At 46.1% G+C, this 22,492-nt stretch carries 30 protein-coding genes; 22 read left to right on the top strand and 8 right to left on the bottom strand.

Annotated elements, in window-relative coordinates:
* Nucleotides 1-52 precede the first annotated feature (52 nt).
* Nucleotides 53-745 (top strand): tetratricopeptide repeat protein, encoded by a 693-nt coding sequence (locus KEF85_RS01470; RefSeq protein ID WP_215582904.1) that lies wholly within the window; start codon nt 53-55, stop codon nt 743-745.
* A 78-nt stretch (nt 746-823) separates the two neighbouring features.
* Here KEF85_RS01470 and KEF85_RS01475 read toward each other — a convergent pair whose 3' ends face one another.
* Nucleotides 824-1,828, bottom strand: coding sequence for a polyprenyl synthetase family protein (locus KEF85_RS01475; RefSeq protein ID WP_215584933.1), 1,005 nt, complete (start codon nt 1,826-1,828; stop codon nt 824-826).
* A 269-nt stretch (nt 1,829-2,097) separates the two neighbouring features.
* Here KEF85_RS01475 and rpmH point away from each other — a divergent pair, with 269 nt between their 5' ends.
* From rpmH to KEF85_RS01550, 16 genes are all read left to right on the top strand, one after another.
* Nucleotides 2,098-2,232 (top strand): 50S ribosomal protein L34, encoded by a 135-nt coding sequence (gene rpmH, locus KEF85_RS01480; RefSeq protein WP_013820710.1) that lies wholly within the window; start codon nt 2,098-2,100, stop codon nt 2,230-2,232.
* Nucleotides 2,233-2,598, top strand: coding sequence for a ribonuclease P protein component (gene rnpA / locus KEF85_RS01485; protein ID WP_215582908.1), 366 nt, complete (start codon nt 2,233-2,235; stop codon nt 2,596-2,598).
* Nucleotides 2,583-2,807 carry a membrane protein insertion efficiency factor YidD gene (gene yidD, locus KEF85_RS01490; RefSeq protein WP_215582910.1) on the top strand — a complete coding sequence of 75 codons (225 nt, stop codon included), beginning with the start codon at nt 2,583-2,585 and terminating at the stop codon, nt 2,805-2,807. The genes rnpA and yidD overlap by 16 nt, the downstream gene beginning before the upstream one ends.
* Nucleotides 2,808-2,809: 2 nt before the next feature.
* Nucleotides 2,810-4,516 (top strand): membrane protein insertase YidC, encoded by a 1,707-nt coding sequence (gene yidC, locus KEF85_RS01495; RefSeq protein WP_215582911.1) that lies wholly within the window; start codon nt 2,810-2,812, stop codon nt 4,514-4,516.
* A 3-nt stretch (nt 4,517-4,519) separates the two neighbouring features.
* The gene (gene mnmE / locus KEF85_RS01500; protein ID WP_215582913.1) at nt 4,520-5,860 is read left to right on the top strand and encodes a tRNA uridine-5-carboxymethylaminomethyl(34) synthesis GTPase MnmE; all 1,341 of its coding nucleotides are present in this window, start codon (nt 4,520-4,522) and stop codon (nt 5,858-5,860) included.
* 161 nt (nt 5,861-6,021) lie between these two features.
* On the top strand, nt 6,022-7,155 hold the full coding sequence (locus tag KEF85_RS01505; RefSeq protein WP_215582914.1) for a site-specific integrase: 1,134 nt from the start codon (nt 6,022-6,024) through the stop codon (nt 7,153-7,155).
* A gap of 101 nt (nt 7,156-7,256) precedes the next feature.
* Nucleotides 7,257-7,868: a hypothetical protein gene (locus KEF85_RS01510; protein WP_215582917.1), complete on the top strand. Its 612-nt coding sequence runs from the start codon at nt 7,257-7,259 to the stop codon at nt 7,866-7,868.
* A 189-nt stretch (nt 7,869-8,057) separates the two neighbouring features.
* Nucleotides 8,058-8,360: a helix-turn-helix domain-containing protein gene (locus tag KEF85_RS01515; protein WP_215582919.1), complete on the top strand. Its 303-nt coding sequence runs from the start codon at nt 8,058-8,060 to the stop codon at nt 8,358-8,360.
* The gene (locus tag KEF85_RS01520; RefSeq protein ID WP_215582921.1) at nt 8,360-8,686 is read left to right on the top strand and encodes a hypothetical protein; all 327 of its coding nucleotides are present in this window, start codon (nt 8,360-8,362) and stop codon (nt 8,684-8,686) included. The genes KEF85_RS01515 and KEF85_RS01520 overlap by 1 nt, the downstream gene beginning before the upstream one ends.
* Nucleotides 8,686-9,291, top strand: a complete 606-nt coding sequence (locus KEF85_RS01525; protein WP_215582923.1) for a hypothetical protein — start codon at nt 8,686-8,688, stop codon at nt 9,289-9,291. Before KEF85_RS01520 ends, KEF85_RS01525 begins: the two co-directional genes overlap by 1 nt.
* A complete protein-coding gene (locus tag KEF85_RS01530; protein WP_215582925.1) occupies nt 9,288-10,223 on the top strand; it encodes a toprim domain-containing protein in 936 nt (311 codons plus the stop codon). The genes KEF85_RS01525 and KEF85_RS01530 overlap by 4 nt, the downstream gene beginning before the upstream one ends.
* Nucleotides 10,213-12,192: a cell wall-binding protein gene (locus tag KEF85_RS01535; protein ID WP_215579992.1), complete on the top strand. Its 1,980-nt coding sequence runs from the start codon at nt 10,213-10,215 to the stop codon at nt 12,190-12,192. The genes KEF85_RS01530 and KEF85_RS01535 overlap by 11 nt, the downstream gene beginning before the upstream one ends.
* Nucleotides 12,193-12,620: 428 nt before the next feature.
* A complete protein-coding gene (locus KEF85_RS16865; RefSeq protein ID WP_281413627.1) occupies nt 12,621-12,743 on the top strand; it encodes a hypothetical protein in 123 nt (40 codons plus the stop codon).
* Between the two features lie 99 nt (nt 12,744-12,842).
* Entirely contained in the window at nt 12,843-13,166 is a 324-nt protein-coding gene (locus KEF85_RS01540; RefSeq protein WP_215579994.1) for a hypothetical protein, read from the top strand.
* 143 nt (nt 13,167-13,309) lie between these two features.
* Nucleotides 13,310-13,534 carry a hypothetical protein gene (locus KEF85_RS01545; protein ID WP_215579996.1) on the top strand — a complete coding sequence of 75 codons (225 nt, stop codon included), beginning with the start codon at nt 13,310-13,312 and terminating at the stop codon, nt 13,532-13,534.
* Nucleotides 13,531-14,067, top strand: coding sequence for a JAB domain-containing protein (locus KEF85_RS01550; protein WP_215582928.1), 537 nt, complete (start codon nt 13,531-13,533; stop codon nt 14,065-14,067). Before KEF85_RS01545 ends, KEF85_RS01550 begins: the two co-directional genes overlap by 4 nt.
* Nucleotides 14,068-14,312: 245 nt before the next feature.
* Here KEF85_RS01550 and KEF85_RS01555 read toward each other — a convergent pair whose 3' ends face one another.
* Nucleotides 14,313-14,870 carry a recombinase family protein gene (locus KEF85_RS01555; protein ID WP_215582929.1) on the bottom strand — a complete coding sequence of 186 codons (558 nt, stop codon included), beginning with the start codon at nt 14,868-14,870 and terminating at the stop codon, nt 14,313-14,315.
* A 354-nt stretch (nt 14,871-15,224) separates the two neighbouring features.
* Between KEF85_RS01555 and KEF85_RS01560 the strand changes: the two genes are divergently transcribed.
* The 4 genes from KEF85_RS01560 to KEF85_RS01575 all read left to right on the top strand — a co-directional run bounded on the left by KEF85_RS01560 (nt 15,225) and on the right by KEF85_RS01575 (nt 16,983).
* Nucleotides 15,225-15,677 carry a hypothetical protein gene (locus KEF85_RS01560; protein WP_215582931.1) on the top strand — a complete coding sequence of 151 codons (453 nt, stop codon included), beginning with the start codon at nt 15,225-15,227 and terminating at the stop codon, nt 15,675-15,677.
* Between the two features lie 3 nt (nt 15,678-15,680).
* Nucleotides 15,681-16,238, top strand: a complete 558-nt coding sequence (locus tag KEF85_RS01565; RefSeq protein WP_215582933.1) for a hypothetical protein — start codon at nt 15,681-15,683, stop codon at nt 16,236-16,238.
* Nucleotides 16,239-16,557: 319 nt separating this feature from the next.
* Nucleotides 16,558-16,695, top strand: coding sequence for a type II toxin-antitoxin system RelE/ParE family toxin (locus tag KEF85_RS16775; RefSeq protein ID WP_246535011.1), 138 nt, complete (start codon nt 16,558-16,560; stop codon nt 16,693-16,695).
* 60 nt (nt 16,696-16,755) lie between these two features.
* Nucleotides 16,756-16,983 carry a HigA family addiction module antitoxin gene (locus tag KEF85_RS01575; RefSeq protein ID WP_246535012.1) on the top strand — a complete coding sequence of 76 codons (228 nt, stop codon included), beginning with the start codon at nt 16,756-16,758 and terminating at the stop codon, nt 16,981-16,983.
* Between the two features lie 59 nt (nt 16,984-17,042).
* Here the strand turns inward: KEF85_RS01575 and KEF85_RS01580 are convergent, their stop codons facing one another.
* From KEF85_RS01580 to KEF85_RS01600, 5 genes are all read right to left on the bottom strand, one after another.
* Complete coding sequence (locus tag KEF85_RS01580) at nt 17,043-17,900, bottom strand: pirin family protein (protein WP_215582935.1); 858 nt, start codon at nt 17,898-17,900, stop codon at nt 17,043-17,045.
* 62 nt (nt 17,901-17,962) lie between these two features.
* Nucleotides 17,963-18,529 (bottom strand): YceI family protein, encoded by a 567-nt coding sequence (locus KEF85_RS01585; RefSeq protein ID WP_215582936.1) that lies wholly within the window; start codon nt 18,527-18,529, stop codon nt 17,963-17,965.
* 173 nt (nt 18,530-18,702) lie between these two features.
* On the bottom strand, nt 18,703-19,254 hold the full coding sequence (locus tag KEF85_RS01590; RefSeq protein ID WP_215582938.1) for a YceI family protein: 552 nt from the start codon (nt 19,252-19,254) through the stop codon (nt 18,703-18,705).
* A 16-nt stretch (nt 19,255-19,270) separates the two neighbouring features.
* Complete coding sequence (locus tag KEF85_RS01595) at nt 19,271-19,810, bottom strand: cytochrome b (RefSeq protein WP_215582939.1); 540 nt, start codon at nt 19,808-19,810, stop codon at nt 19,271-19,273.
* Between the two features lie 31 nt (nt 19,811-19,841).
* Nucleotides 19,842-20,444, bottom strand: a complete 603-nt coding sequence (locus tag KEF85_RS01600) for an FMN-dependent NADH-azoreductase (protein ID WP_215582940.1) — start codon at nt 20,442-20,444, stop codon at nt 19,842-19,844.
* Nucleotides 20,445-20,553: 109 nt separating this feature from the next.
* Between KEF85_RS01600 and KEF85_RS01605 the strand changes: the two genes are divergently transcribed.
* On the top strand, nt 20,554-21,450 hold the full coding sequence (locus KEF85_RS01605; RefSeq protein WP_215582942.1) for a LysR family transcriptional regulator: 897 nt from the start codon (nt 20,554-20,556) through the stop codon (nt 21,448-21,450).
* Between the two features lie 25 nt (nt 21,451-21,475).
* On the opposite strand, the gene KEF85_RS01610 is transcribed toward KEF85_RS01605, so the two are convergent.
* Nucleotides 21,476-22,195 carry a pirin family protein gene (locus KEF85_RS01610; protein ID WP_215582944.1) on the bottom strand — a complete coding sequence of 240 codons (720 nt, stop codon included), beginning with the start codon at nt 22,193-22,195 and terminating at the stop codon, nt 21,476-21,478.
* Nucleotides 22,196-22,492: the final 297 nt, after the last annotated feature.

Raw genomic sequence — 22,492 nt, forward strand, 5'->3', positions numbered from 1 at the left:
AATAGTTACGAAGCATGTTGAAATGTGGTCAGCAATAGGCTATATTTCATGTATGAATAAAGCTACTATTGTTGTTTTTTTGATACTTTATAGCCTCCGCTTGCAGGCAGCGGACTTGCTTGGCTCAATTTCCGAGCTGGAAAGTGAGTGGGCGCTGGCCTATTACGCAAAATCAGATATCCAGCAAAGACAGCTGTATCCGGCTTTGCTGGACAAAGCTGTCGAACTGGGTAAGCGCTATCCGCAAGCGGCAGAGCCTAAAATCTGGCAGGCTACCATCATGATAACCAATGCCAGTGTGCAATCCTCCATTACCGCATTGTCAGCCCTGGAAGCAGCCAGGCTGCTATTAGAAGAGGCGATTCAGGAAAACCCCAAAGCCTTGGATGGTTCCGCCTATATAACCTTGGGCGTACTCTATTATAAGCTGCCTGCCTGGCCGGTTTCGTTTGGCGACAATCAAATGGCTGAGAAATTGTTGAAAACCAGCTTGGAAATTAATCCGCATGGCATAGATGCCAATTATTTTTATGCGGATTTTTTGCTGGAACAGGACAGGGAAAGAGAAGCAGAAGAATATTTGCAAAAAGCGCTGCAAGCGCCAGTGCGTAAACAGCAAGTGTATGCCGACACCCAACTGCAAAATGAAGTAAAAGTGGCCTTGACCAACAGTCGGCTCAAAAAGGAAAATACCGGAAATCGGTTTATGTCCCTGTTTGCCAACAGTAGTTACGTCTCAAAATAGCCGGTATATTGGTAACCTGGATCTAGCCTTAATAGCTCGAAGTTGCTTGGTGGCTGCTATCCAGGCTTTCAGGTTTTGTTAATGATCGCGCTGAACCGAAAAACGCGCCAGCATTTCCAGCGCACTTTTATAGTCCGAGTCAGGCAATACCTGTAGCGACTCAATCGCTTTTGCCGCTGCCTGTTCTGCGCATTTTTCAGTATATTCAATCGCCTGGGTTGCTTTCACCACAGCATACACCTCATTAAAGGCTGCGCGGGAGCCATGCCGGATAGCATCAATCACAATTTGCGCCTGTTGCTCAGTGCCGTGCTGTATGGCGTAAATCAAGGGCAGGGTGGGTTTGCCTTCAGCCAAGTCGTCGCCCAGATTTTTACCCAGCTCTTCCGTACTGGCCTTGTAGTCCAGTGCATCATCAATCAGCTGAAAAGCCACGCCTAATTGTTGGCCATAAATCGCCAAAGCCTCTTCAACAACCGTATCGGTGCCGGAAATCACCGCAGCCAGTCGGGTAGCGGTACTGAATAAAATAGCCGTTTTACGGGCAATCACTTCCAAATATTTGGCTTCGGTAGTATCGGGATTATTGCAGTTCAGCAACTGCAAAACCTCGCCTTCTGCGATGGCGGTAGTGGTTTTGGACAATATCTCCATTACCCGCATTTTGTTGGTGCGTACCATCATCTCGAAGGCGCTGGAGTATAGGTAATCCCCAACCAAAACGCTGGCGGCATTGCCCCATACGGCGTTGGCAGATTCTTTGCCTCGGCGTAACACCGATTCGTCGACCACGTCATCATGCAACAAAGTCGCGGTGTGAATGAACTCAATCACAGCCGCCATAATCAGGTGATGATCCTCAACCTGACCTAGTGCTTTGGCTGCCAGCAGCAGCAACATGGGTCGTAATCTCTTGCCGCCATTCCCGATAATATAGTGGCCGATCTGGTTGATCAGCACTACATCCGAACTAAGTTCGTCAAGAATCAACTGATCAACGGCTAGAGCTTCCGTTGCAGTTAAGTTTTTAATGGAGTCAAAATCGATGATTGCCGAAGCTGTCGTTAAATCATTAGCTATCATGGGAGTTTTGGAAATTTCGGCAGCGTTCAGTTTTACATTATTCAGCCACCCATCGTATGAATAATAATCGACAGTGTCAATAGCCCCATTCACATTGCTCTAATTTAGAGAACCACTAAAAAGACATATTTGTCTGGTAGACTATGCTTTTAATCCGCTGTGGAATGGCGATGCTGGTTGCCGATAACGACATCAAATTGACAGAACGGCTCAGCATAACGTATTATTCCCAGTCTTTTTTATTCGTTTCTTAAACAGGTTTTCTACAAATGAAAAGAACATACCAACCAAGCAAACTTAAACGCGCCAGAACCCACGGTTTTCGTGCCAGAATGGCAACAGTAGGTGGCCGCAGAGTTATCAACGCGCGCAGAGCCAAAGGCCGCGCTTCCTTGACAGTTTAATTGTCGGCGGAAGATTACGGCTTTCCGGTTCAGTTTCGACTAGGGACACCCGCTGATTTTAAAAATGTATTTACCAATCCTGTAAAGTCTACAGACAAATATTTCACGGTTTTAGCAATCCGGAACGATTTGTCGTACTCTCGGTTAGGGCTGGCGATAGCAAAAAAAACAATAAAAAAAGCAGTCGCAAGGAATCGCATAAAAAGAACTGCCAGAGAAAGCTTTAGATTGCAACGGCAGCATATCGTCGGCATAGATATAGTTGTATTGGCGCGAGGAGATGCTGCAAGCGCACCCTTGTTGGTATTGAGAAAGTCATTGGAAAAGCATTGGCTTAAATTGGTTGAACGATGCGTATCCTGCTGATAGCTCTAATTAAGGCATACAAATACTTCATAAGTCCTTTACTGGGACCAACGTGCCGATTTTATCCCAGTTGTTCAAGTTATGGCTTGGAGGCTATCCAGTTACATGGTGCCGCCAATGGCTCCTATCTCACTATTCGCCGATTATTGAAATGCCACCCTTTTCACGAGGGCGGCATTGACCCTGTTCCAGAAAAATTGAGTAAATAACAATGGATAACATTAGATTTGTACTTGTCATGGCGATGTTGATGATCTCCTATATGCTTTGGGAGTCATGGCAAATTGATTATGGCCCAAAACCGCAAGCTATTATCTCCGACACCCCAGTCGTTAGCAGTACCGAGTCTACAACGGCAAGCCCAAATCAAGCCCAGTCGCTTACCGGTCAACAAAACAGCAACGTGCCAGTGCCGGCCGCACATAGCCAGGACAAAATCATCAGCGTCAAAACTGACGTATTTGCGTTGGAAATCGACACCAATGGCGGCACATTACGCAATCTGGATTTGTTGAAATACCCGCACGAAAAAGAAAACACCATCGTCAACAAAGCCTATGCCCTGATCGGTTTGGCAGCACCGGTGAAGAACCTTTCCCCGATTCGCCTGTTCGACAATAGCCCGGAAAACCTGTTTTTAGCTCAAAGCGGTCTGGTTGCCAGCGAAAGCTCTGCTGTAGCGCCGGATCATCACGCTCAATTTAATGCAGAAAAAACAGAATATGTATTAGCCGAAGGTCAGGATCAAATCAGTATTCCCCTGACCTGGACAGATCAACAAGGCCTCAAGGTAACCAAAACCTTTACCCTTAAACGCGGTAGTTATGCAATTGGCCTGGAACAAAAAATCGTCAACCAGTCAGCCAAACCCTGGTCAGGCAGACAGTACGATCAACTGTTGAGAATAGAGCATAGCGATAAAAGCGGCAACAACTTCATCAGAACCTATTCCGGCGGCGTAATCTATACCGACAAAGACAAATTCAAAAAAGTCAAATATGCCGATATGGGTGATAACGTCAACATTACAGCTGCAGGTGGTTGGAGCGGCATGATCCAGCATTATTTCGCCAGCGCCTGGATACCGCCTGTTGACCAGGAAAATCATTTTTATACTAAAGCACTTAACGATTTTCGTTATGTAATAGGCTCATATTCACCGGATACCACCGTTCAGCCCAATAGCGAAGGCGTATTTCGTGCCGAACTGTTTGCCGGCCCAAAAATCCAGCCGGTTCTGGAAGCCACCGCACCAGGCCTGGAATTGACCGTCGACTACAGCTGGTTAACCATCATTGCCAAACCAATTTATTGGTTGTTGAACCAATTGCACAGCTATATCAACAATTGGGGACTGGCCATCCTGGGTGTGACCTTCTTCATCAAATTACTGTTCTTCAAACTTTCCAAAGCCAGCTACCAGTCTATGGCTAAAATGCGCAAAATACAGCCGCGCCTGAAAGAACTGCAAGAACGCTATGCCGATGACAGACAGAAATTCAACACCGAAATGATGTCCATGTACAAGCGCGAAAAAGTTAACCCACTGGGTGGCTGCTTGCCCATCATGGTACAGATTCCGGTGTTTATTTCCCTGTACTGGGTATTAATCGAAACCGTAGAATTGCGTCAGGCTGATTTTGCCCTGTGGATTCAGGATTTGTCCGCCCAAGACCCGTTCTATCTGTTGCCGATTGTGTATGGCATCACCATGAAAATTCAGCAAAGTCTGAATCCGGCCCCTATTGATCCGCTGCAAGCCAAAGTCATGAAAATGTTCCCTATCATTTTCACCGTGTTCTTCCTGTTTTTCCCCTCAGGATTGGTACTGTACTGGATTTGCAACAACAGTCTGTCCATCATCCAGCAGTGGTACATCACCAAACACATCCTGGAAGCAGACAACCACGCTCATTAAGCCATGCTCACTAGTGGCGACACCATAGCCGCTATCGCCACACCGCCGGGTAACGGCGGTGTCGGCATCATCCGTATCTCAGGCCCGGCAGCCGGGCCTATTGCCAAACAACTTAGCCGTAAAATCCCAAAACCCCGCTACGCCTATTTTGTGCAGTTTCTGGAGGCAGACGGCAGCAGTCTTGATAGCGGCTTAATGCTTTACTTTCCCGGCCCCGCCTCATTTACCGGCGAAGACAGCCTGGAATTGCACGGCCACGGCGGCAGAGTCGTGTTAGACATGCTGTTACGCCGGGTTTTGGCCTTGGGAGCACGTCTGGCCCAACCCGGCGAATTCAGCCAGCGCGCCTTTCTTAACAACAAACTGGATTTAGCCCAGGCCGAAGCCATAGCCGATCTAATCAGCAGCAGCACCGAGCAAGCGGTACGCTCCGCACAACGCTCCATGCAGGGCGAATTTTCCGCAAAAATTAACGAACTGGTCGATGAATTAATCGAACTGCGCGTGTATATCGAAGCCGCCATCGACTTTGTTGATGAAGAAATCGACTTTCTTCACGATGGTCTCGTCGCCGCCAAAATAGCCGGTCTGCATCAAAGAGTGCTGGCCATTTACGCCACCGCCCGGCAAGGCCGCTTACTGCACGACGGCATGAATGTGGTGCTGGCCGGTGAGCCCAATGCAGGCAAATCCAGTCTGCTCAACGCCTTGGCCGGCCACGAAGCCGCCATTGTCACCGATATTGCCGGCACCACCCGTGATGTACTGCGCGAACGCATCCAACTGGATGGCATGCCGCTCCACATCATTGACACCGCCGGACTGCGCGAAAGCGAAAACCCGGTCGAACAGGAAGGCATCCGCCGCGCCCATCAAGAAATCCGTAAAGCCGATCAGGTGCTGGTGCTGATAGACAGCACCCGACCGGAAACCGCCGCCATACTCGACAGCATTCCAGCCGATATCCATCTCACCAAAATCTTCAACAAAATCGATTTGCTGGGCGAAACCGCCAGAATCAGCCAAACACCCCAGGGTTGGGAAATCTACCTGTCCGTCAAAACCGGCATCGGCATGGATTTATTAAAACAGCATCTCAAACACAGCGCGGGTTATACCGAAACCAGCGACAGCGTATTCACCGCCCGCCGCCGCCATATTCAGGCGCTTGATCAGGCCGCCGCCGTCCTGCAAAGCGCCGCTGCCCAACTGGACAGCCACGCCCCGGAACTGGTCGCCGAAGATCTCCGTCAGGCCCAGCTCAGTCTCGCCGAAATCACCGGTGAATTCAGCGCCGATGACCTGTTAGGTGAGATTTTTGGCAGTTTTTGTATCGGAAAGTAAAGTGGTAAAACAAGGGAAAGAAACCGGCAATCAAAGGCAAATAATACAAAGGGTTAAAGAAATTTAACCCTTTTTGTTTTCTGATTTTTGACTTTACTTTACCATTTTTTACCCCTATATTACCCCTTAAGCATTTCAAGGGGTAAAAAGGGGTAAAATTCGTGAAAGTGACCATCGAAAAACGCATCAACTCCGAGGGCGACAAGCAAAGCATTCGGCTTGTGTACTGGTACGGTAGCCACCTTAAAGATGGTAAGCTGGTACACGATAGAAAGCGTGAACAATTAGACCAATTTTTATACGTCAACCCTAAAAGCAAGGTTGAAAAGCTGCACAATAAAGAAACCTTGCAACTGGTCGAAGCTATCAAAGCTAAGAGGATTACAGAGGCGGCCAGTGGTCAGTATGGTTTTACCAATGAAACCAAGTTAAAAGCTAGTTTTTTTAGTTTTTATAATCAGATTATGGAAACCAAAAAAACCAATGAAAGCAGTAGCAATTACAGCGTGTGGCAGTGTTGCCTTATTCAATTAAAGCGTCATCACCCAGATGAAAGCCTCACGTTTGAACAAGTCACTCCGGAATGGTTGGAAGGGGTGCGGAAGTTCTTTGATACTCAAGCCAAAACCAAAAGCGGTAATCTGATTAGCAAAGGCAGCGCTTCATCTTATTTCAATAAGGTTAGGGCTGTTATCAATGCGGCCTATGCAAAAGGCATGATTACCCGTAACCCATTGGCGCAAGTTAAAGGTATTAAGGCCGAACAGGCAGAACGGGTCTACCTGACTATTGAAGAGGTGCGGAACCTGGTTAAAACTGATTGTCGGTATGATGTGCTGAAACGGGCCTTTCTATTTTCCTGCCTGACCGGTTTACGCTGGAGCGATATAAATAAACTGGAATGGGATGAAGTTAGCCAATTTGATGGGGTGTACCGGATAACCTTTAATCATAAAAAAACCAGGAACTTGCAATATTTAGATATTACTCAGCAGGCTTACAATTTACTGGGCGAACCGGAAAAGGAAGGCCGGGCTTTTCAGGGCTTGAAATATTCTGACTACATGAATGTTGAATTATTACGTTGGGCTATGGCGGCAGGGATAAGCAAACACGTTACCTTTCACACCGGACGGCATACGTTCGCGGTAAGCCTGCTTAGTAATGGCGTGGATATTTACACTGTATCTAAATTGTTGGGGCATAGTGAGGTAAAAACTACGCAAATCTACGCGGATATTATCGACAGCGTTAGAAAAGAAGCTATGCATCGGATACCGGACATAGGCTTATAAATCAGTTTAACCAAGTCTAGCCCGACGGGGTGAAAGCCGGATACCTTCAGCCGGCTGGCTTGGTTTCTATTTTGAGGGCTGGCACTTTGAAGGGGTGTTGAATGGCAATTAATCCTATTTGGAAAAATCGGGAGACTTATACCTATCTTGAGTTAACATATTTAGCTTGCGATTTAGAGCCAGAAAACAAAAATCATGCTTGCACGAATTCTACGCATTTATTAAATAGAATGTATTCGGATATACTTAATTTTTTAAATAAAAAAAAGCTTGAAAAAGAAAATCCGTTTCCTTATACACCAAACTTTAGAATATATGAGGCTGATGATAGTTTTAACAGATATAAGGAAAAGCTCGATTATTCTGTTAATAAGGAATATGCGATAGAAATAATTGACGCCTTGGGAGTTAAGAATTTTTTGAGGGATAATTTAGATATACCAATACATAATAATAGGGTTGTTACGCCATCATATCTTGATACAAGTCACCCTATGCATAGTAAAGAATTGAAGATCGCTATTGATGCATGGGAGGCTGTTTTAAAGTGCAATCCAGATAGACCAAACCAAGGTAGTAGAAAAAAGTTAATTGAACGATGGTTAGAAGATTCTTATCCTAAATCATTAGACATATTATCAGATGAAGCGAAAAACCGTATTGCTACTATGCTGAATCCAGATAAAGCCGGCGGCGCACCTTCCACACCTTAAAAAATTAACATAGCTATCAAAAATAACATAACCACCTGCTAACTATTTGAAATTAATTGTTTATTTATAACCTAACCACCTCCCAACAACCCCATCCCCTGGAACAGTTACACCTACACAAATCAGTTTTATGTGATTAATATTCCTGCCAGCTTTAACAACCGCTAACAATAGCAAGGTAGTAAAAAAATGGCAGAAATAAAGAAACCTATTACGCTTGATGACATATTAAGCCGTCTGGATGTACTTATAACGGCTGTTCTCAGCAATAAAAATGCTTTAAATATTGATGAAGCAGCAGCCTTTACAGGGTTGGCTGTTAGTTATCTTTACAAGCTAACTTCTACCCAAGAAATCCCCCACTATAAACCACGCGGCAAGATGTTGTATTTTGATCGGGCTGAGTTGGAAAGATGGTTGCTTCAGCGTCGTATTAAATCAATCGATGAAATCAATAAGGAAGCGGCTAATCATGTCGCGGGCGGTGTGTAATGAGAATTACATCTGCACGTGAAGGTTGGTACGCCTTAAAAGTTAGCCAGAAAGAGCTTGATAGTTTTAAGAGGTCGGACATTATGACTTTGAAAAAATATCACATAGTCGGTTGGCAAGTCCACGAAACTGAGATTAAGCCAATTACCCCTATTGGCGTTTTTGAAAGCAGCTATGTTTGTATTGCGCCGAATGGTCGGGTGTATTCTTCTAAAACTGTTTTTAGTAACTTGGCGTGTTGGTGGAATTATGTTTTGACTGATCGCAAGGTACGCTTAAAAAGGATGGATATAAAGCTGTTACACGATATTAGCAGGGGTGTGTAATGCGGCGCAAAATTACAAGTTCGGCACAACGTGAATTATTAGCTAAATTCCTTGATGGTGGATGGTTAGAAATTGATGATTTATTAATTGATGAACTCGTTACTAACGGCTGGCGATTTAAATATAAATCTATTCATAACTACAAGCCTGGGAATTTTCGGAAGTTAAGCAGCAATTCATTAATAGCTCGCCGAAAATTGAAAGAGTTTGATCTGTTAACGGCGTTATCTGCAAAAATTAGTAAGGTTAATCAAATAATTGGTTGTATCAGTGTAAACGAATATGGTCGCGAGCAATGGGAGTCATTGTTACCAATTATTAATGGTGTTTTGGTCAATATTATGAGTCTTCGCAATTGGCCGCATAGCAAAGAACAGGAAGTCATTAACCAATTTGCAGACGACCTTATTATTAGGGTTGATAGCATCAGGGCTTCTTGTTTTGTTAACCAACATAAGCAGATCATGGGGCGGTTTGGAACATTGAATCAATTAGAAATTGATGATTGGGATGTTTTGTTACCAATTATTCAAGACATCCAGTCTGATATTAATAAGTTTTTATCGCCTGATACCTTGAAAAATCTTAGTAGGGGTGAATTATGACCCGGCAAAGCATTGATGACGCTTGCCGGGTGGCCTGCCTGGCCATTGGCGTTGAATATAAGGCTGTGCCTAGTGATGGCCGTTTTCATGTGGCTGATTTGGTGGACGATCACCGGGGCCGTAACGATGGCCGGATTAAGGTTTTTCCTGATCGGCAAGGCGGTATCGTTTGGAATCACAAAAGCGGCCAGAAACAGAGCTTTTTCGTTAATAACACAATTGATAAATCTACCCCGGTACAAGCCGCCGAGCGGGCGCGTATTAAAGCGGAACAGCGCCGGCGGACGGCGGAACAGTTAGAGCAGTTGGAAAAGGCTAGTCGGCGGGCGCAAGCCATCTGGTCGGCGGCTGCTCCCGCGCCAGTTGATCATCCTTACCTGGCGCGTAAGCAAGTTAAGCCTTATGGTTTGCGGTTGGGCTGCTGGAAGCGGGTGATTAAAACCGATGACGGCAGGCATAACACGTTATTAATTGAGGGTTGTTTGTTGGTACCGATGTTTTGCGAAACAGGTACGCTGAGTAGTTTGCAGGCGATTTTTCCGGATAAGCACCCGGTTTTAGATCGTGATAAAGACTTTTTGCCTAGTGGAGGTCTAGCTGGCTTGTTTTGGTGGCTGGGGGCAAAAACTGACAAGGTGCTGATTTGTGAAGGCTACGCTACCGGGGCCACTTTGCATGAAGAAAGCGGTTATCGGGTTTACCTGGCGTTTACGGCCAATAACCTGATGGCCGTGGGGCGGATTGTGCGGGCTAAGTTACCGGCGGCTGAGATTGTGTTTTGTGCTGATAATGATCAATCAGCCGGTAATCCTGGCCTGACCAAAGCCACCGAAGCGGCGGCTGACGTTGGCGGCAGTGTGGCCGTTCCCCCGATTGTGGGGGATTTTAACGACTATGCGCTGTATTTACGCGAGGTGGGCCATGTCGGATAAGGACACTAAGCCTGTATTGAAATTGATTGATTCCGCCAATAAACCACCGACCAAAAAAGCCGGTAATGTTGGAGGTGGTAGTGGCCAGGGGGGCGGGAAAAGCAAGAATGAAGGGCGACAATTTGGCAATTATCAAATCATTGATAATTGTTTTTATCATTTGAAATCAAAGAATGATGGCGGTTTTGAAAAAATTAAACTTTGTGATTTTTCATGTAAAGTGATTGAAGAAAGACTGACTGATGATGGTTTAAGTGAAGAAAGCATCTTGATTATTGAGGGGGTGCGTGAAAATGGTCAACTGTTAAGACGCGTTGAAGTATCGACTAAAAGCTTCTCTTCCAGGCAAACCACCTGGATTACGGACGCCTGGGGAATGAAGGCACTGGTATTGGCGGGTTCTCAAAAAATGGACAATATCAGGGTATGTATTCAAATGTATTCTAGGCTTGATGGTGATATTCCAGTAACCACCGTTTATAAGCACGGCGGCTGGAAAGAAATAGACGAACACTGGCTGTATTTGACTGGTACGGGGGCTATATCCGCCACCGGTCTGACGGATGGCTTTACCGTTGATCTTGGCCGGGGCCAGATGGGCAATTACCAGTTACCCGCGCCTTTGGCTGGTGATGGACTTAAACAAGCAGTGAATAATGCCTTAATGTTGTTGAAAGTCTGCCCGACAAAACCACATATAGGCGCGGCATTGCTGGCCGCTGCGGTTCGTGCCCCGTTGGGTGAATGCCACCCCACTGCTTTTGCTATCTGGCTGCATGGTTTAACCGGTTCGCGCAAATCGGCGCTGGCCGCCATTGTCCAAGCCTTTTTTGGCAATTTTGATGCTAACCGGGGTTTTCCCGGTAACTGGTCGGATTCCGTCAACGATTGTGAAATGAAAGCTCATCAAGCCAAAGATGGCGTTTTTACGGTAGACGATTTTAAGCCCAGTGTCAGCCAAGCCGAAGCGGCCAAACTGCACGCTATGGCGGAACGGTTGATTAGAAACACTGGCAATCAGGCCGGGCGTGGGCGGCGGGATTCTAATATGCAGGCCAAGGCCGCGCCTTTTAATCGTTCTATGATGCTGATTACAGCGGAAGACTTACCGCGTGGTCAATCCTTGCTTGGCCGCTTGCTGATTCTTGAATTAAACCGAATGGATGTTGATAACGCGGTTTTATCCGAATTACAGCGGGCTGCAGCGTTAGAACAATTTACAGGTCTAATGTCTGCCTATCTGCAATGGTTAGCGCCGCGCCTGGATGATCTAAAGCGCAGTTTCCCGGAAATGATACAGCAGTTACGCAGCCTGGCTATTCGTGAAGGCTTTGCTGCCAGTCACCCACGCGCCCCTGAAATTTATGCCAACCTGATGGCCGGGATTGATACTTTTCTGGAGTTCTTAACGGATGTTGAAGCGGTAACATCAGTGCAAAGCAATAGCCTGTTACTGGCGATTGAAACCAGCTTAAAACAGGCCTTTACCGAGCAAACAGAGTACCAGACCGAACAAGACGAAACCGAGCGATTCTTAAAGCTATTACAGGCCGCGTTAAGTAGTGGTGAGGCCCATATAGCCGATAGATTAAACCAAGGGCCACCGAATGAGCGGCCATTTTCATGGGGTTGGCGTGATGCGGGTACCGATGTTACAGGGGATAAAATACTCAGCCCTAAAGGTGATTTGATTGGGTGGTATTCTGAAATCAGTTCAGCCGGGCCAGCTGAAGTCTGGCTACAACCGGAATGCGTTTTTAAGGTCGTGCAACAGTTCGCCAGAGGTCAAGGTGAAACCTTTCTAATAAGTCAGCCTAGCTTATGGCGGCGGATGCAGGAAAAAGGCTTGATATTGAAAACTGAACCGGATACCAAGTCTAAAAAACCGCGTACAGCCGTTAAGCGCACAGTTGCCGGGCGTTCTGTTCGTGTGATGGTGCTGTCTGCTGAATTAATTGAGTCTGGTTAATCCCCGCACCCCCCGAAATTTACGCCATAGGATAGCTGTCAGCCGCTTTGAAGGCCGGTTTTTTGTGAGTTTAACCGCTCAATGCTGAAAAACAGTTATAGGGTATATATAAATTTTTGGGGAATTTGGGGAAATACTACTTAAGCCTATAGATACCAAGGCTTACAGCCTCCCCAAAAGTTTTTTATAGTTGGGGAAATCCCCAAAAATTTAGGGGAGGCAGTCAAAAGGCCAGTATTCAAGAATTAGGCGGATTTTTGCCGTCTCCCCTAAAAATAGCCTATTTTATTTGGGGAGCTCCCCAAGTGTTGGGGAGGCTGTAGGCCGTGTCATTACTGGCCTAGCGGCCTATCTCCCCAACTCCCCAAGTTTTCACACATGGGGGGGTATAAATATTTTATAAGGTAGCGTTCTCAAGATGGCCGGTCATGGGCAAAATTAATGAAATGGGAAAACCCATTTTTGTGAATGGATGGGCGCTGGATGCCTGGCCGGTGTTTTGGTTTTGTTTTGGCCTTGCCGGACACCCGACAAAACATGACAAATCATGACATTTTGAAAATTTTTTCAATAGGTTATGCATAAATTGTCGGGTTTTGAGTATAAAAGCACTGGTTTAGGCGTTACCAATCGGGCTTTGCCCGCTACTCATGGCGTGGAAAATAGGGGCGCGGGGTGTGTTTGACAAGATTATCGGGATTAACTATCCTTATTGCCGATCTGACGTTGTGGCCATCGCGATTGTTGCGTCTCGCCACCGGATTAAAAGCCTTTGCTTCGGTAAAGGCTTTTTTGTTTTGATTGATCAGCCGGCGGCGAATTGTTGGTTTTCTCTGTTGACACCCTACTTGCATAGTGCCACAATCAAACCGTCTTGCAGCAGCAAGGCCGGGCGTGAGAACCCGTTTGCACCGGCGAATAATCGCCACTTTTGCCAGTGGCTTTTTTATGCCCGCTATTTTGCGTGGCGTTAATTGCTTTCTGTTATGGCGGGGTTGTTTGGGCAGTCGCAAGGCTGGCCGCACCGATGCGCGGTATTCTCACCCCTTGCAATCCCGTCACCCATGACGTGAGAATCACGGGTGGTGGTTTATATTTCAGCATCGGAGTAACTGCCATGAACAGCACCAATAATCCCGCTCAAATCGAGCATAATCAAAGCATTCTTAATAATCTGCATCAATCCTTTGCCGGGTTGGCGTTCTGCTATGGTATGACGGCCAAAGAGATTGAACGCAATGAATTGACCGGCAGCGCCTTGGTTTGCCTACAAAGCGAGTGTGAAGCACTGGCCGCCCTGGTTAAGTCTATTCGCGCCAGTCGCGTCGGGGGTGTGCAATGAGAGCGGTTAGCAATCACTCAGCCGATTCAGGCAGCATAATTAAGATCCCGCATTTTGTTTGTGATGAACGCGGCAGGTATCGTGCTAGAGCAGCCCTGACTGAAGCGCAAATCATTAAGGCGGCCAAGGTGCTGTTGAATAGGCAAATCAGCCAAGGCGTGGCGCTGACCAGTCCAAATTTTACCGCCACCTGGCTGCAAGCCCATTACCGTGATTTAGAACATGAAGTATTTGTTTGTCTGTTCCTGGATAACCAGCACCGTATCATTAATGCTGAACAGCTATTCAGGGGTACGATAGATGGCGCGTCTGTTTATCCGCGCGAAGTACTGAAACGGGCTTTACAGTTAAATGCAGCAGCCCTGATCTTTGCTCATAATCACCCCAGCGGTATTTTATCGCCCAGTAATGAAGACAAATACATCACCGAAAAGCTGGTTAAGGCTTTGGCGCTGGTTGATATTCGGGTGTTAGATCATTTTATTGTCAGCAAACGGGGTTATTTTTCGTTTGCTGAGCATGGGCTGATTTGATCAATTAGCCGTGGTTGCCGATTAGCCGAAAAAGGCCGCTTGGCTTGATTGTTCCAGGGTTAGCCTGGTGTTATCAAGTTAACGCAGCCTTTGTGCGTTTGGTGGCTTGGTATTGGTCAATCTGAGGCTGGAGACAATACGAGGACGGACACTATTGAGATTAACCGAAAGGGTGACACTGCTCGCCTTTCGTCCAGCTATTAGAAATATAGCAAATAAAGCGGTGTAGTTGTGCATTAAGCCGGTTATGCAGCAATCAGCTTGTATAAAGTTGGTCTGCTAATCCCGTATTCTTTGGCTACTTTGCTTTTATCTTGGCCCTGTTCAATTCGGGCTTTGATGGCCGCTACCTGGTCGGCTGTCAGTTTAGCCGGTGCGCCCAGCTTTTTGCCTTGGGCTTTGGCGACTTCTATGCCTTCCCGTTGTCTTTCTTTAATCAGGGTTCTTTCAAATTCTGCAAACGCGCCCAGCATTTGCAGCATAAGGGTTTGCATGGGTGAGGTGTTGGCGGCCTCAAAGGTTAAATGCTCTTTGTAGAATTTAACGGTTACGCCTTTTAGGGTTAACGCTTCGATTAAGGTTTGCAGGTCTTTTAAGTTCCTGGCTAACCGGTCGATGCTGTGGACATGTAAAATGTCACCTTCTCTTAAATGGTTAAGGCAGTTGGTGAGTTCTGGCCGGTTTGCGTCTTTGCCGCTGGCTTTGTCGATAAAGGTGCGGTCTAGTTGCACGTCTGCCAATTGGCGTTCTGTGTTTTGAGAAGTTGAGCTTACCCGGATGTATCCAATGTGTTGACCTTTCATGATCTTGCCCCGCTAAGTGTAAAATAAAGTCTTAGACTAAGCTTATCATGTGTAAATAAAATGTCAAATTAACTTTTATTTACACGATAGATTGCGGGTTTGCGGGGGTGGCTGGTGGTGTAAAATAATGTATACTTTATTTGCATGCAATAATGACTACTCCGCTTATCTTCCATTTGCATAACTTGACACTAACAGATAAAGAAAGTGACAATAAAGTTAGAAAACCTGTAATCTGCTGCGCACCAGTGCTTATTGACTATCTGTTTAAGCTGGTTTCCATGATGCAAGTCGCAAATAACAATAAATAAATAAATAATATAGAACTACTATTGAACTAAAATAGCCTTTAGCATGACGAAACACAGTAAGGTAGAACAGTTAGAAGCAGAGTTAAGCAGCTTAAAAAATGAATTAAATAGAGTAAAAGCCAATTGTTTTTGGGACAATGTCAGCAAAATCATCTCTCCTGCGATTAAATGGGGTGCATTGGCTTTTATCGCTGTACAAGGAACAACAGCTATTGGCTATTTAAGCGGGAAAACTACAGATGCAACAATTGATTTAAAAGCTAGTGCCATTTTTAACCCAGATGAAGCGTGTGCTAATTGGCCATATTGGATAGCAGCTTTATCAGCGGTTTTATGTGCAACAGCAATAAGTTACGGTTTCAATCAGCGTACATTACGCAAAAATACCATTGAAAATCTAGCTGGTTACAAAGAGAAATACGAAAAGATGATAGACCCGAATCGCTCCACTAGTGGACTACTAGGTGATGGCTCAACACACCCAAAAGACAGGTGAACCATGATCACACATACCATAATCTTCTACATGTTATTGGCAGCAATCTGGTGTTTTTTTGTCTGGCTACACTATGACTATCGCATAGATGTTTTACGTTATCGACTTTTTCTCTTAAGAGACAAATTATTTGCGTTCGCTGAAGACGGCAAAATTTCCTTTGATGATCCTGCTTACATTTTGACTAGAACCATAATCAACGGCTCTCTTCGGTTTGCGCATCGCCTCACGTTGACAGATTTGCTGTTAGCTATCTGGGTACAGAAAAAACATAATAAAAACATTCAAGACCAATATGACACGCATTTCGAAAAGTGCATGCAAAACCTAAACTTAAATCAGAAAAAAAAGATACTTGCGTTACATAATGAAATGCATTTTGTGATGCTTGCCCATCTTGGACTTACGTCACCAGTCTTGTTCCCTTTCGCATTCGTAATTAAAATGGCATTGAATTTTCACTTGCTCAACGAACGCAGAATGCTTAACAAAGCAAAAAAAGGACTTAAGCCCTTTGATACAACAATTTACGATCTCGGAAATCAAACGGCAATAGCCTAATCAAGCATTCTTAGAAACCCGCTTAGGCGGGTTTTTTATTGTCACATGTCCATTGTTGTTCGTCATTTCATGATTTACGGCAGGCCAGTCTAGCCGGATCGCTGTCGGTACAGCGGGCCGCGATTCCACATTAACGCACCTAAGCCAAGCTGTAAAACTTGATTATTTACCCCTGTATTACCCCTCATATAGCACAAGAAATTGATTTATATACTTACTGTGCTTTCTGTATCGGGAAATAAGCGGCTGGTATAAATTCAGATCATGCCTTAAAACATTAACCAGGCTCGATATAGCCAAGAGTGTCAATGACGTCAATTTGCCTGGCTGGCGCCTGCATCAACTCTCCGGTAATTTGCTTGGTTATTATTCGATAGTCGTTAATGGTAACTGGCGGATTATTTTTAAATTTGCTGGTGAAGATGTTGTTTTGGTCGATTATCTTGATTACCACTAGGAGCTTCAACATGTCACAAATTTACGAGCCGCCTTATCCGGGCGAAACCTTACGGGAAGAGTGTTACCAACTTTAGGGCTAACCATCACAGAAGCAGCAAAACAGCTTGGCGTTACTTGTGCATCGTTATCAAGGGTATTAAATGGCAAGGCGGCCATGTCGCCGCAAATGGCATTAAGAATAGAAAGCTGGTTAGGCGTTGAAAATGGCGGTAGCGCCGATATCTGGATTGCTGAACAAGCGCTGCCTACGATCTTTGGCAAGCTCGTCAAGCTGGTGCACCTCTAGTTCAACGTGCAGCAATTCCCCATAACAATTAATTAGTGGAATATTATGCCGCTAAGCGCTTATACCAACTCGCCATTACGATAGTCGGCCATAGCCTGTTCTATCTCTTCCCGGGTATTCATCACAAACGGCCCGTATTGAGCAATCGGCTCGCGTAATGGCCGGCCGGCCAATAATAAAAATGCGGATCCCTGGTCGCCGGCCAGGATTTCCACCCGATCGCCACTGGCAAGTACACCGGTATTTTCAGCTTTCAGGGTACGCCTGTTAGTGATAGGCCCAATCATCACCTTACCCTCATAGGGGTAAACAAAAGCATTGTGCTCTGCAATCAGCGCATGGGCAAAAAAGCCTCCTGCCGGCAGTCGTACATCCAGATAAAGCACATCGGCACTGATACCTTGAATCGGCCCTTTAATACTTTGGCCATCTATCTCGGCAATACCCGCAATAATTTTTACTTCACCGCCCTCAGCCAAGCTTAGTAACGGAATTTCTGCCGGCTGCACATCCTGGTAACTGGCCGGTTTCATTTTCTCCTTGGCTGGCAAATTAACCCAAAGCTGAAAGCCACGCATCCGGCCACTTTCCTGCTGCGGCATTTCAGAATGAATAATACCGCGCCCCGCACTCATCCACTGGGCACCGCCACTTTGCAAATTCCCCTGATTACCCAGATGATCCTGATGCAGCATATGACCGTCCAGCATATAAGTCACTGTCTCAAAGCCGCGATGCGGATGGTCGGGAAAACCGGCAATATAATCATCAGCATTGCTTGACGAAAACTCATCCAGCATTAAAAAAGGATCTAGCCTCAATGTTTGGGTTTGGCCAAGGCTCCGATGCAACTTAACGCCGTCGCCATCCGATGTGGCAATGGCTGGAATGATTTGTTGCAGTATACGTGTGCTCATGTCTCACTCCTGATTTTGCAGACGGCAACAAACCTGCCTGTTGCCGTAGACTCAGTTACAACTTATTCTTTAACGGCTTCAACTGGAATGGTAATTGTTACTTCATCACCCACATGCGGCGCATATTTGCCCATATTAAAATCGGTACGTTTCACAACAGTCGTTGCATTAGCGCCGCAGGCATCTTTTTTAAGCATAGGGTGCGGCATACAATGGAAAGATGTCACGGTCAGTTCCACTGGTTTGCTGACACCTTTCAACGTCAGCGTACCTTCAACTGCCACCAATTTTTCACCTTCGAATTTCAGCTTGCTCGAAGAGAAAGTCATGGTGGGATACTTGGCGGTATCCAGAAAATCTTCACCTTGAATGTGTTCGTTAAATAAAGTGGAGCCAGTATCCACCGAGGTGGTATCAACGCTGACTTCAACAGCACCGGTTTTCGCCTGGCGATCCAGTACAATTTTGCCGGAGGTTTTGTCAAAGCGGCTCTCCTGATTAGAGTAACCAAAATGGCTGTAAGAAAAACGCGGTAAAGTATGGCTGTTATCAATCACATAGGTGTCTGGAGCAGCCAGAGTAGTGCCTGAAAATGTGGCAATTAAAGCTAAAAATGTCATACGTTTCATGGTAAATCTCCTAAGATTAGGGTTGGGTTAGCAAAAACAGGTAAAACTCAGGGTAGCCTCGATGCAGCAACGCGGAATCGAGGATGTAGGCTATGAATCCCTTGATTGCACGACTTCAATAAGGGCGTATTCTTTGCAGTGAATAGGTACAAAATAAAACGTTATTTTCCAGCCTAAGCCAGAAAATGAAACTGAATTAAAACTTCGTTGGCAATAACGTCAAAGTCGGCCCAGGCTCCCTCGCCAATAGCAAAGTCGGCCCGATTCAGCGTGAACCTACCGTCAAAAACAGCGGTATTGTGTTGCGTGGTACAGGTAAAATTGGCCGTTACATTTTGGGTTTTGCCTTTAATTGTCATTTTGCCGCGCACTTCATAACGGTTTCCAGCCAAGGTCTTGATGTCTGTGGATACAAATTTGGCTTGGGAAAACGTGGGCGTGTTGAACCAGTCCTTATTGCTGATTTCAGCATTGGCTTCGTCACTACCCGCATCAATACTGGTTAGATCCATATCAAATACGGCTTTAGCGGTTGATAACTGATCCGGGTCAAAACTGAGCTGTGCCGCAAACTTTTGTAAACGTCCTGCCATCGGCACTCCCATTTGCTTATAGACAAAACTCACAGTGCTACGGTCAGTCAGGATACGGTTAAATTCGCTGGCCTCAGCTAATGGGCTTAGGGCAAGGCCGGTAAGCAACAGCGGTAGCATATGGATTTTCATCAGTAGCTCTCCCAGGTTAAGATTTGTGTTGAAACAACATCCGCACCAGCACCTCATCCTTGTCCAGCCAATGATGCTTAACGGAGGCACCTGCATGAGCCATCACTAGTCCAATCAGCAAAAAGTTCAGACTTTGATGTACGGTTTCCAGCAATTCAGCCAGAGACTTATCCTTACTCAACAAATCCGGTATCGGCAAAATGCCAAAATAAACCGTCTGAAATCCCTTTGCCGAACTCATCAGCCAACCGGACACAGGGATGGCTACCATTAACAGGTATAGCGTAGCGTGACTAATCTGGGCCAACCGACGCATGAAGGCTGATGATCTGCCAGGTAACGCCGGTGGACGATGGCTAAACCGCCATAGCAAACGTAAAACCACCAGCAAAAAAGCGGTTACACCCGCCCATTTATGCCAGGCATAGATTTGCAACTTCCAGGGAGATAGCGCTAGATCATGCATATAAATGCCCACCGCAAATAAGCCAATCAGCAATAAGGCCATCAACCAATGCAGGCAAATTGCAGTCGTGGTGTAATGATTATGGTTCATTGCTGCTCCTGTAAAATGACTGGTGCCTAAGTCAATCCGCCAGTTCTGCCAGACGTTGCTTGGCGCTGGCTAAGGCTTTTTCTTTGACATCGCCGCTTTTGTTCAAACCTTCCGCATAAACAAACTCGACATCGCTGATGCCCAGAAAATTCAGAAAATCACGTACATAAGCCGTTTGGCTATCCAGCGCGGTACCGGCATAAATCCCGCCGCGAGTGGCAAAAACATAAACCTTTTTTCTGGTAAGCAACCCTACTGGGCCATTCGCCGTATAATTAAAAGTTACCCCAGCGCGCGCTATCTGGTCAAAATAGGCTTTCAGTGTCGAAGGAATGCCAAAGTTGTACATGGGTAAGCCAAGCACAATAATGTCAGCTTGTTTAATCTCCTCGATAAGCGCATCAGATTCAGCCACAAAAGTTTGCTGTTCAGGCGTTCTGGCTTCAGCCGGAGTAAAAAATGCGGTAACCCGTTGGGCATCCAGATGTGGCAAGGGTTCCTTGGCCAGATCACGCAGCTTAATCAGGCCATTGGGATTTACTGCGTGCCAGGTGGCGACAAATTCATTGGCAAGCTGACTGGACTGACCGTCGGCTAAGAATAGGCTGGAATTAAGTTGTAAGAGAGTAGTCATGGCTTTGTTCCTTAAGTCAGTGAAGGTGTGTATATTTAACTTCTTATTAATCAGATAAAAAAGCATAATAATTGGCTAAAAATAATCAGTTTATTGGATAGGATTTTTTATGGCTCCCTATATTACCCTGGAACAATGGCAATCCTTAATTGCCGTCGTGGATGCCGGCGGCTACGCCCAGGCAGCAGAAAAGCTCTGTAAAAGCCAATCGGCTGTCAGTTATGCCGTCCAAAAAATCGAATCACTGCTCAATGTCAAAGCCTTTGAAATTCAAGGGCGTAAGGCGGTACTTACTCCCACGGGACAAATGCTGTATAGACGGGCACTCGCGTTAGTCAACGAAGCCAATGATTTAGAACGCGCCGCACATAAGCTCTCAGCTGGCTGGGAAGCAATCATTACCATAGCCGCTGAAATTTTATTTCCCACTGACCTGCTATTAAGCTGTCTGGATCGTTTTGGTCAGGAAAGTCCCGGCACTCGGGTGGAATTGATTGAGTCTGTGCTGGGCGGCACCTCGGATGCCTTGCTTAGCGGCAATGTTGATTTAGTCATTTCGCCGCAGCTCCCGCCGGGTTTTTTGGGGAATGTGTTAACACGTATCCGCCTGCTGGCCGTTGCCCATGCCGATCACCCCCTGCATCATCAGGGGCGCCCATTAAGCTATCGCGACTTACAAGCCCAGCGCCATGTGGTGATTCGCGATTCCGGTGCCAAGCGTGATAAACGTACCCTAACCATAGAAGTTGATCAACGCTGGACAGTTAGCCAGGTGGCAACCTCAATAAAGGCCGTGTGTATGGGCTATGGCTTTGCCTGGCTACCCGAAGCACATATCAGTCAGGAATTGGAAACTGGCCTGTTAAAACCTTTACCCTTGCGGGAAGGCCACATCCGTGAAGCACCGCTCTACCTGATTCTGGCTAATCCAGACTGTGCCGGGCCAGGCGTCAGGCGCTTGGCGGATATCTTCACGGAATCAGCCCAATTTAAAACAACAGCTTAAATTTATCAGAATTCGACGCAACTACTTAAGCGCCGGCGAGTTCAAAAGGGCGCAAGTCAAACACCAAAACCTCAGCATTCTGGCCTTGGCCAAAACTAATCAGATTTTCGTCGCGTATGCGTGCGCCATCACCGGCATTTAGCACCGTGCCGCTAACTGTCAAACTGCCGCGTACCATGTGTACAAAAACGTAACGCTTGTCGGCCAATACTAATTGCGTCTGTTCATCCCCGTCAAAACAGCCAGCATATACCTGTACATCCTGATGTATAGACAAAGAACCGTCTCTACCATCAGGCGAAATAACCAGACGCAGTTGCCCTTGCTTTTCTGCCGCACTAAAGTGACTTTGTTGATAACTTGGCTGAATGCCTTTTTGATCTGGAATCAGCCAAATTTGCAGAAAATGCACCAACTCTTGCTCGGAATGGTTAAATTCACTATGGGTAATACCACTGCCGGCACTCATCAACTGCACATCACCGGTTTCGATCACCGAACCAGTACCCATAGAATCTTTATGTTCCAGGGCGCCGTCTATCACATAAGTAAATATTTCCATATCCCGGTGCGGGTGAGTGCCAAAGCCTTTACCAGATTGGACAATATCCTCGTTAATCACCCGCAAATCAGAAAAGCCGTTTTGCTGCGGATCATAATACTGGCCAAAAGAAAATGTGTGTCGAGAGAACAGCCAGTCAAAATTGGCAGTGCCTCGGCGTTGGGCGGGATGGATTTCAATCATGATCTGATTCCAAAATGGTTTTAGTAGCGATTCCATGTTGTCTCAATTTAGCAACGCGGAATTGAGATTGGTTTTACGGGCTTACAGTTGATGACACTGCATATAGTTGCACACTTTCAGGTAAACAACATGCGTCGCAATATGCCTAATCCCTTGCCCATTTTGCTGCTGGCTAGACTCGCAGTCGCACAACCACAGTCTTGGACAGGTGCTGTTACGTGATGTAATGCTGAGGGGCACTCAGTGTGTCAGGAGAAGCCGACTTATTTGCGCTATTGGTGCAAGCACTTTCCGAAC

Origin of the sequence: Methylomonas paludis (genome assembly GCF_018734325.1) — a bacterium.
Lineage (GTDB): Bacteria > Pseudomonadota > Gammaproteobacteria > Methylococcales > Methylomonadaceae > Methylomonas > Methylomonas paludis.

Excerpts from the sequence above, each read along its gene's own strand:
- KEF85_RS01600 (WP_215582940.1), bottom strand. The coding sequence starts at position 20,444 with ATGACTACTCTCTTACAACTTAATTCCAGCCTATTCTTAGCCGACGGT.
- KEF85_RS01585 (WP_215582936.1), bottom strand. The coding sequence starts at position 18,529 with ATGAAACGTATGACATTTTTAGCTTTAATTGCCACATTTTCAGGCACT.
- KEF85_RS01470 (WP_215582904.1), top strand. The coding sequence starts at position 53 with ATGAATAAAGCTACTATTGTTGTTTTTTTGATACTTTATAGCCTCCGC.
- KEF85_RS01565 (WP_215582933.1), top strand. The coding sequence starts at position 15,681 with ATGATCACACATACCATAATCTTCTACATGTTATTGGCAGCAATCTGG.
- KEF85_RS01525 (WP_215582923.1), top strand. The coding sequence starts at position 8,686 with ATGCGGCGCAAAATTACAAGTTCGGCACAACGTGAATTATTAGCTAAA.
- KEF85_RS01535 (WP_215579992.1), top strand. The coding sequence starts at position 10,213 with ATGTCGGATAAGGACACTAAGCCTGTATTGAAATTGATTGATTCCGCC.
- rpmH (WP_013820710.1), top strand. The coding sequence starts at position 2,098 with ATGAAAAGAACATACCAACCAAGCAAACTTAAACGCGCCAGAACCCAC.
- KEF85_RS01520 (WP_215582921.1), top strand. The coding sequence starts at position 8,360 with ATGAGAATTACATCTGCACGTGAAGGTTGGTACGCCTTAAAAGTTAGC.
- KEF85_RS01580 (WP_215582935.1), bottom strand. The coding sequence starts at position 17,900 with ATGAGCACACGTATACTGCAACAAATCATTCCAGCCATTGCCACATCG.
- KEF85_RS01590 (WP_215582938.1), bottom strand. The coding sequence starts at position 19,254 with ATGAAAATCCATATGCTACCGCTGTTGCTTACCGGCCTTGCCCTAAGC.
- KEF85_RS01560 (WP_215582931.1), top strand. The coding sequence starts at position 15,225 with ATGACGAAACACAGTAAGGTAGAACAGTTAGAAGCAGAGTTAAGCAGC.
- KEF85_RS01550 (WP_215582928.1), top strand. The coding sequence starts at position 13,531 with ATGAGAGCGGTTAGCAATCACTCAGCCGATTCAGGCAGCATAATTAAG.
- KEF85_RS01605 (WP_215582942.1), top strand. The coding sequence starts at position 20,554 with ATGGCTCCCTATATTACCCTGGAACAATGGCAATCCTTAATTGCCGTC.
- KEF85_RS01610 (WP_215582944.1), bottom strand. The coding sequence starts at position 22,195 with ATGATTGAAATCCATCCCGCCCAACGCCGAGGCACTGCCAATTTTGAC.
- KEF85_RS01530 (WP_215582925.1), top strand. The coding sequence starts at position 9,288 with ATGACCCGGCAAAGCATTGATGACGCTTGCCGGGTGGCCTGCCTGGCC.
- KEF85_RS01510 (WP_215582917.1), top strand. The coding sequence starts at position 7,257 with ATGGCAATTAATCCTATTTGGAAAAATCGGGAGACTTATACCTATCTT.
- yidD (WP_215582910.1), top strand. The coding sequence starts at position 2,583 with ATGCGTATCCTGCTGATAGCTCTAATTAAGGCATACAAATACTTCATA.
- KEF85_RS01545 (WP_215579996.1), top strand. The coding sequence starts at position 13,310 with ATGAACAGCACCAATAATCCCGCTCAAATCGAGCATAATCAAAGCATT.
- KEF85_RS01595 (WP_215582939.1), bottom strand. The coding sequence starts at position 19,810 with ATGAACCATAATCATTACACCACGACTGCAATTTGCCTGCATTGGTTG.
- KEF85_RS01475 (WP_215584933.1), bottom strand. The coding sequence starts at position 1,828 with ATGATAGCTAATGATTTAACGACAGCTTCGGCAATCATCGATTTTGAC.
- KEF85_RS01515 (WP_215582919.1), top strand. The coding sequence starts at position 8,058 with ATGGCAGAAATAAAGAAACCTATTACGCTTGATGACATATTAAGCCGT.
- KEF85_RS01540 (WP_215579994.1), top strand. The coding sequence starts at position 12,843 with ATGGCGTGGAAAATAGGGGCGCGGGGTGTGTTTGACAAGATTATCGGG.
- KEF85_RS01555 (WP_215582929.1), bottom strand. The coding sequence starts at position 14,870 with ATGAAAGGTCAACACATTGGATACATCCGGGTAAGCTCAACTTCTCAA.
- KEF85_RS16865 (WP_281413627.1), top strand. The coding sequence starts at position 12,621 with ATGGGCAAAATTAATGAAATGGGAAAACCCATTTTTGTGAATGGATGG.
- yidC (WP_215582911.1), top strand. The coding sequence starts at position 2,810 with ATGGATAACATTAGATTTGTACTTGTCATGGCGATGTTGATGATCTCC.
- mnmE (WP_215582913.1), top strand. The coding sequence starts at position 4,520 with ATGCTCACTAGTGGCGACACCATAGCCGCTATCGCCACACCGCCGGGT.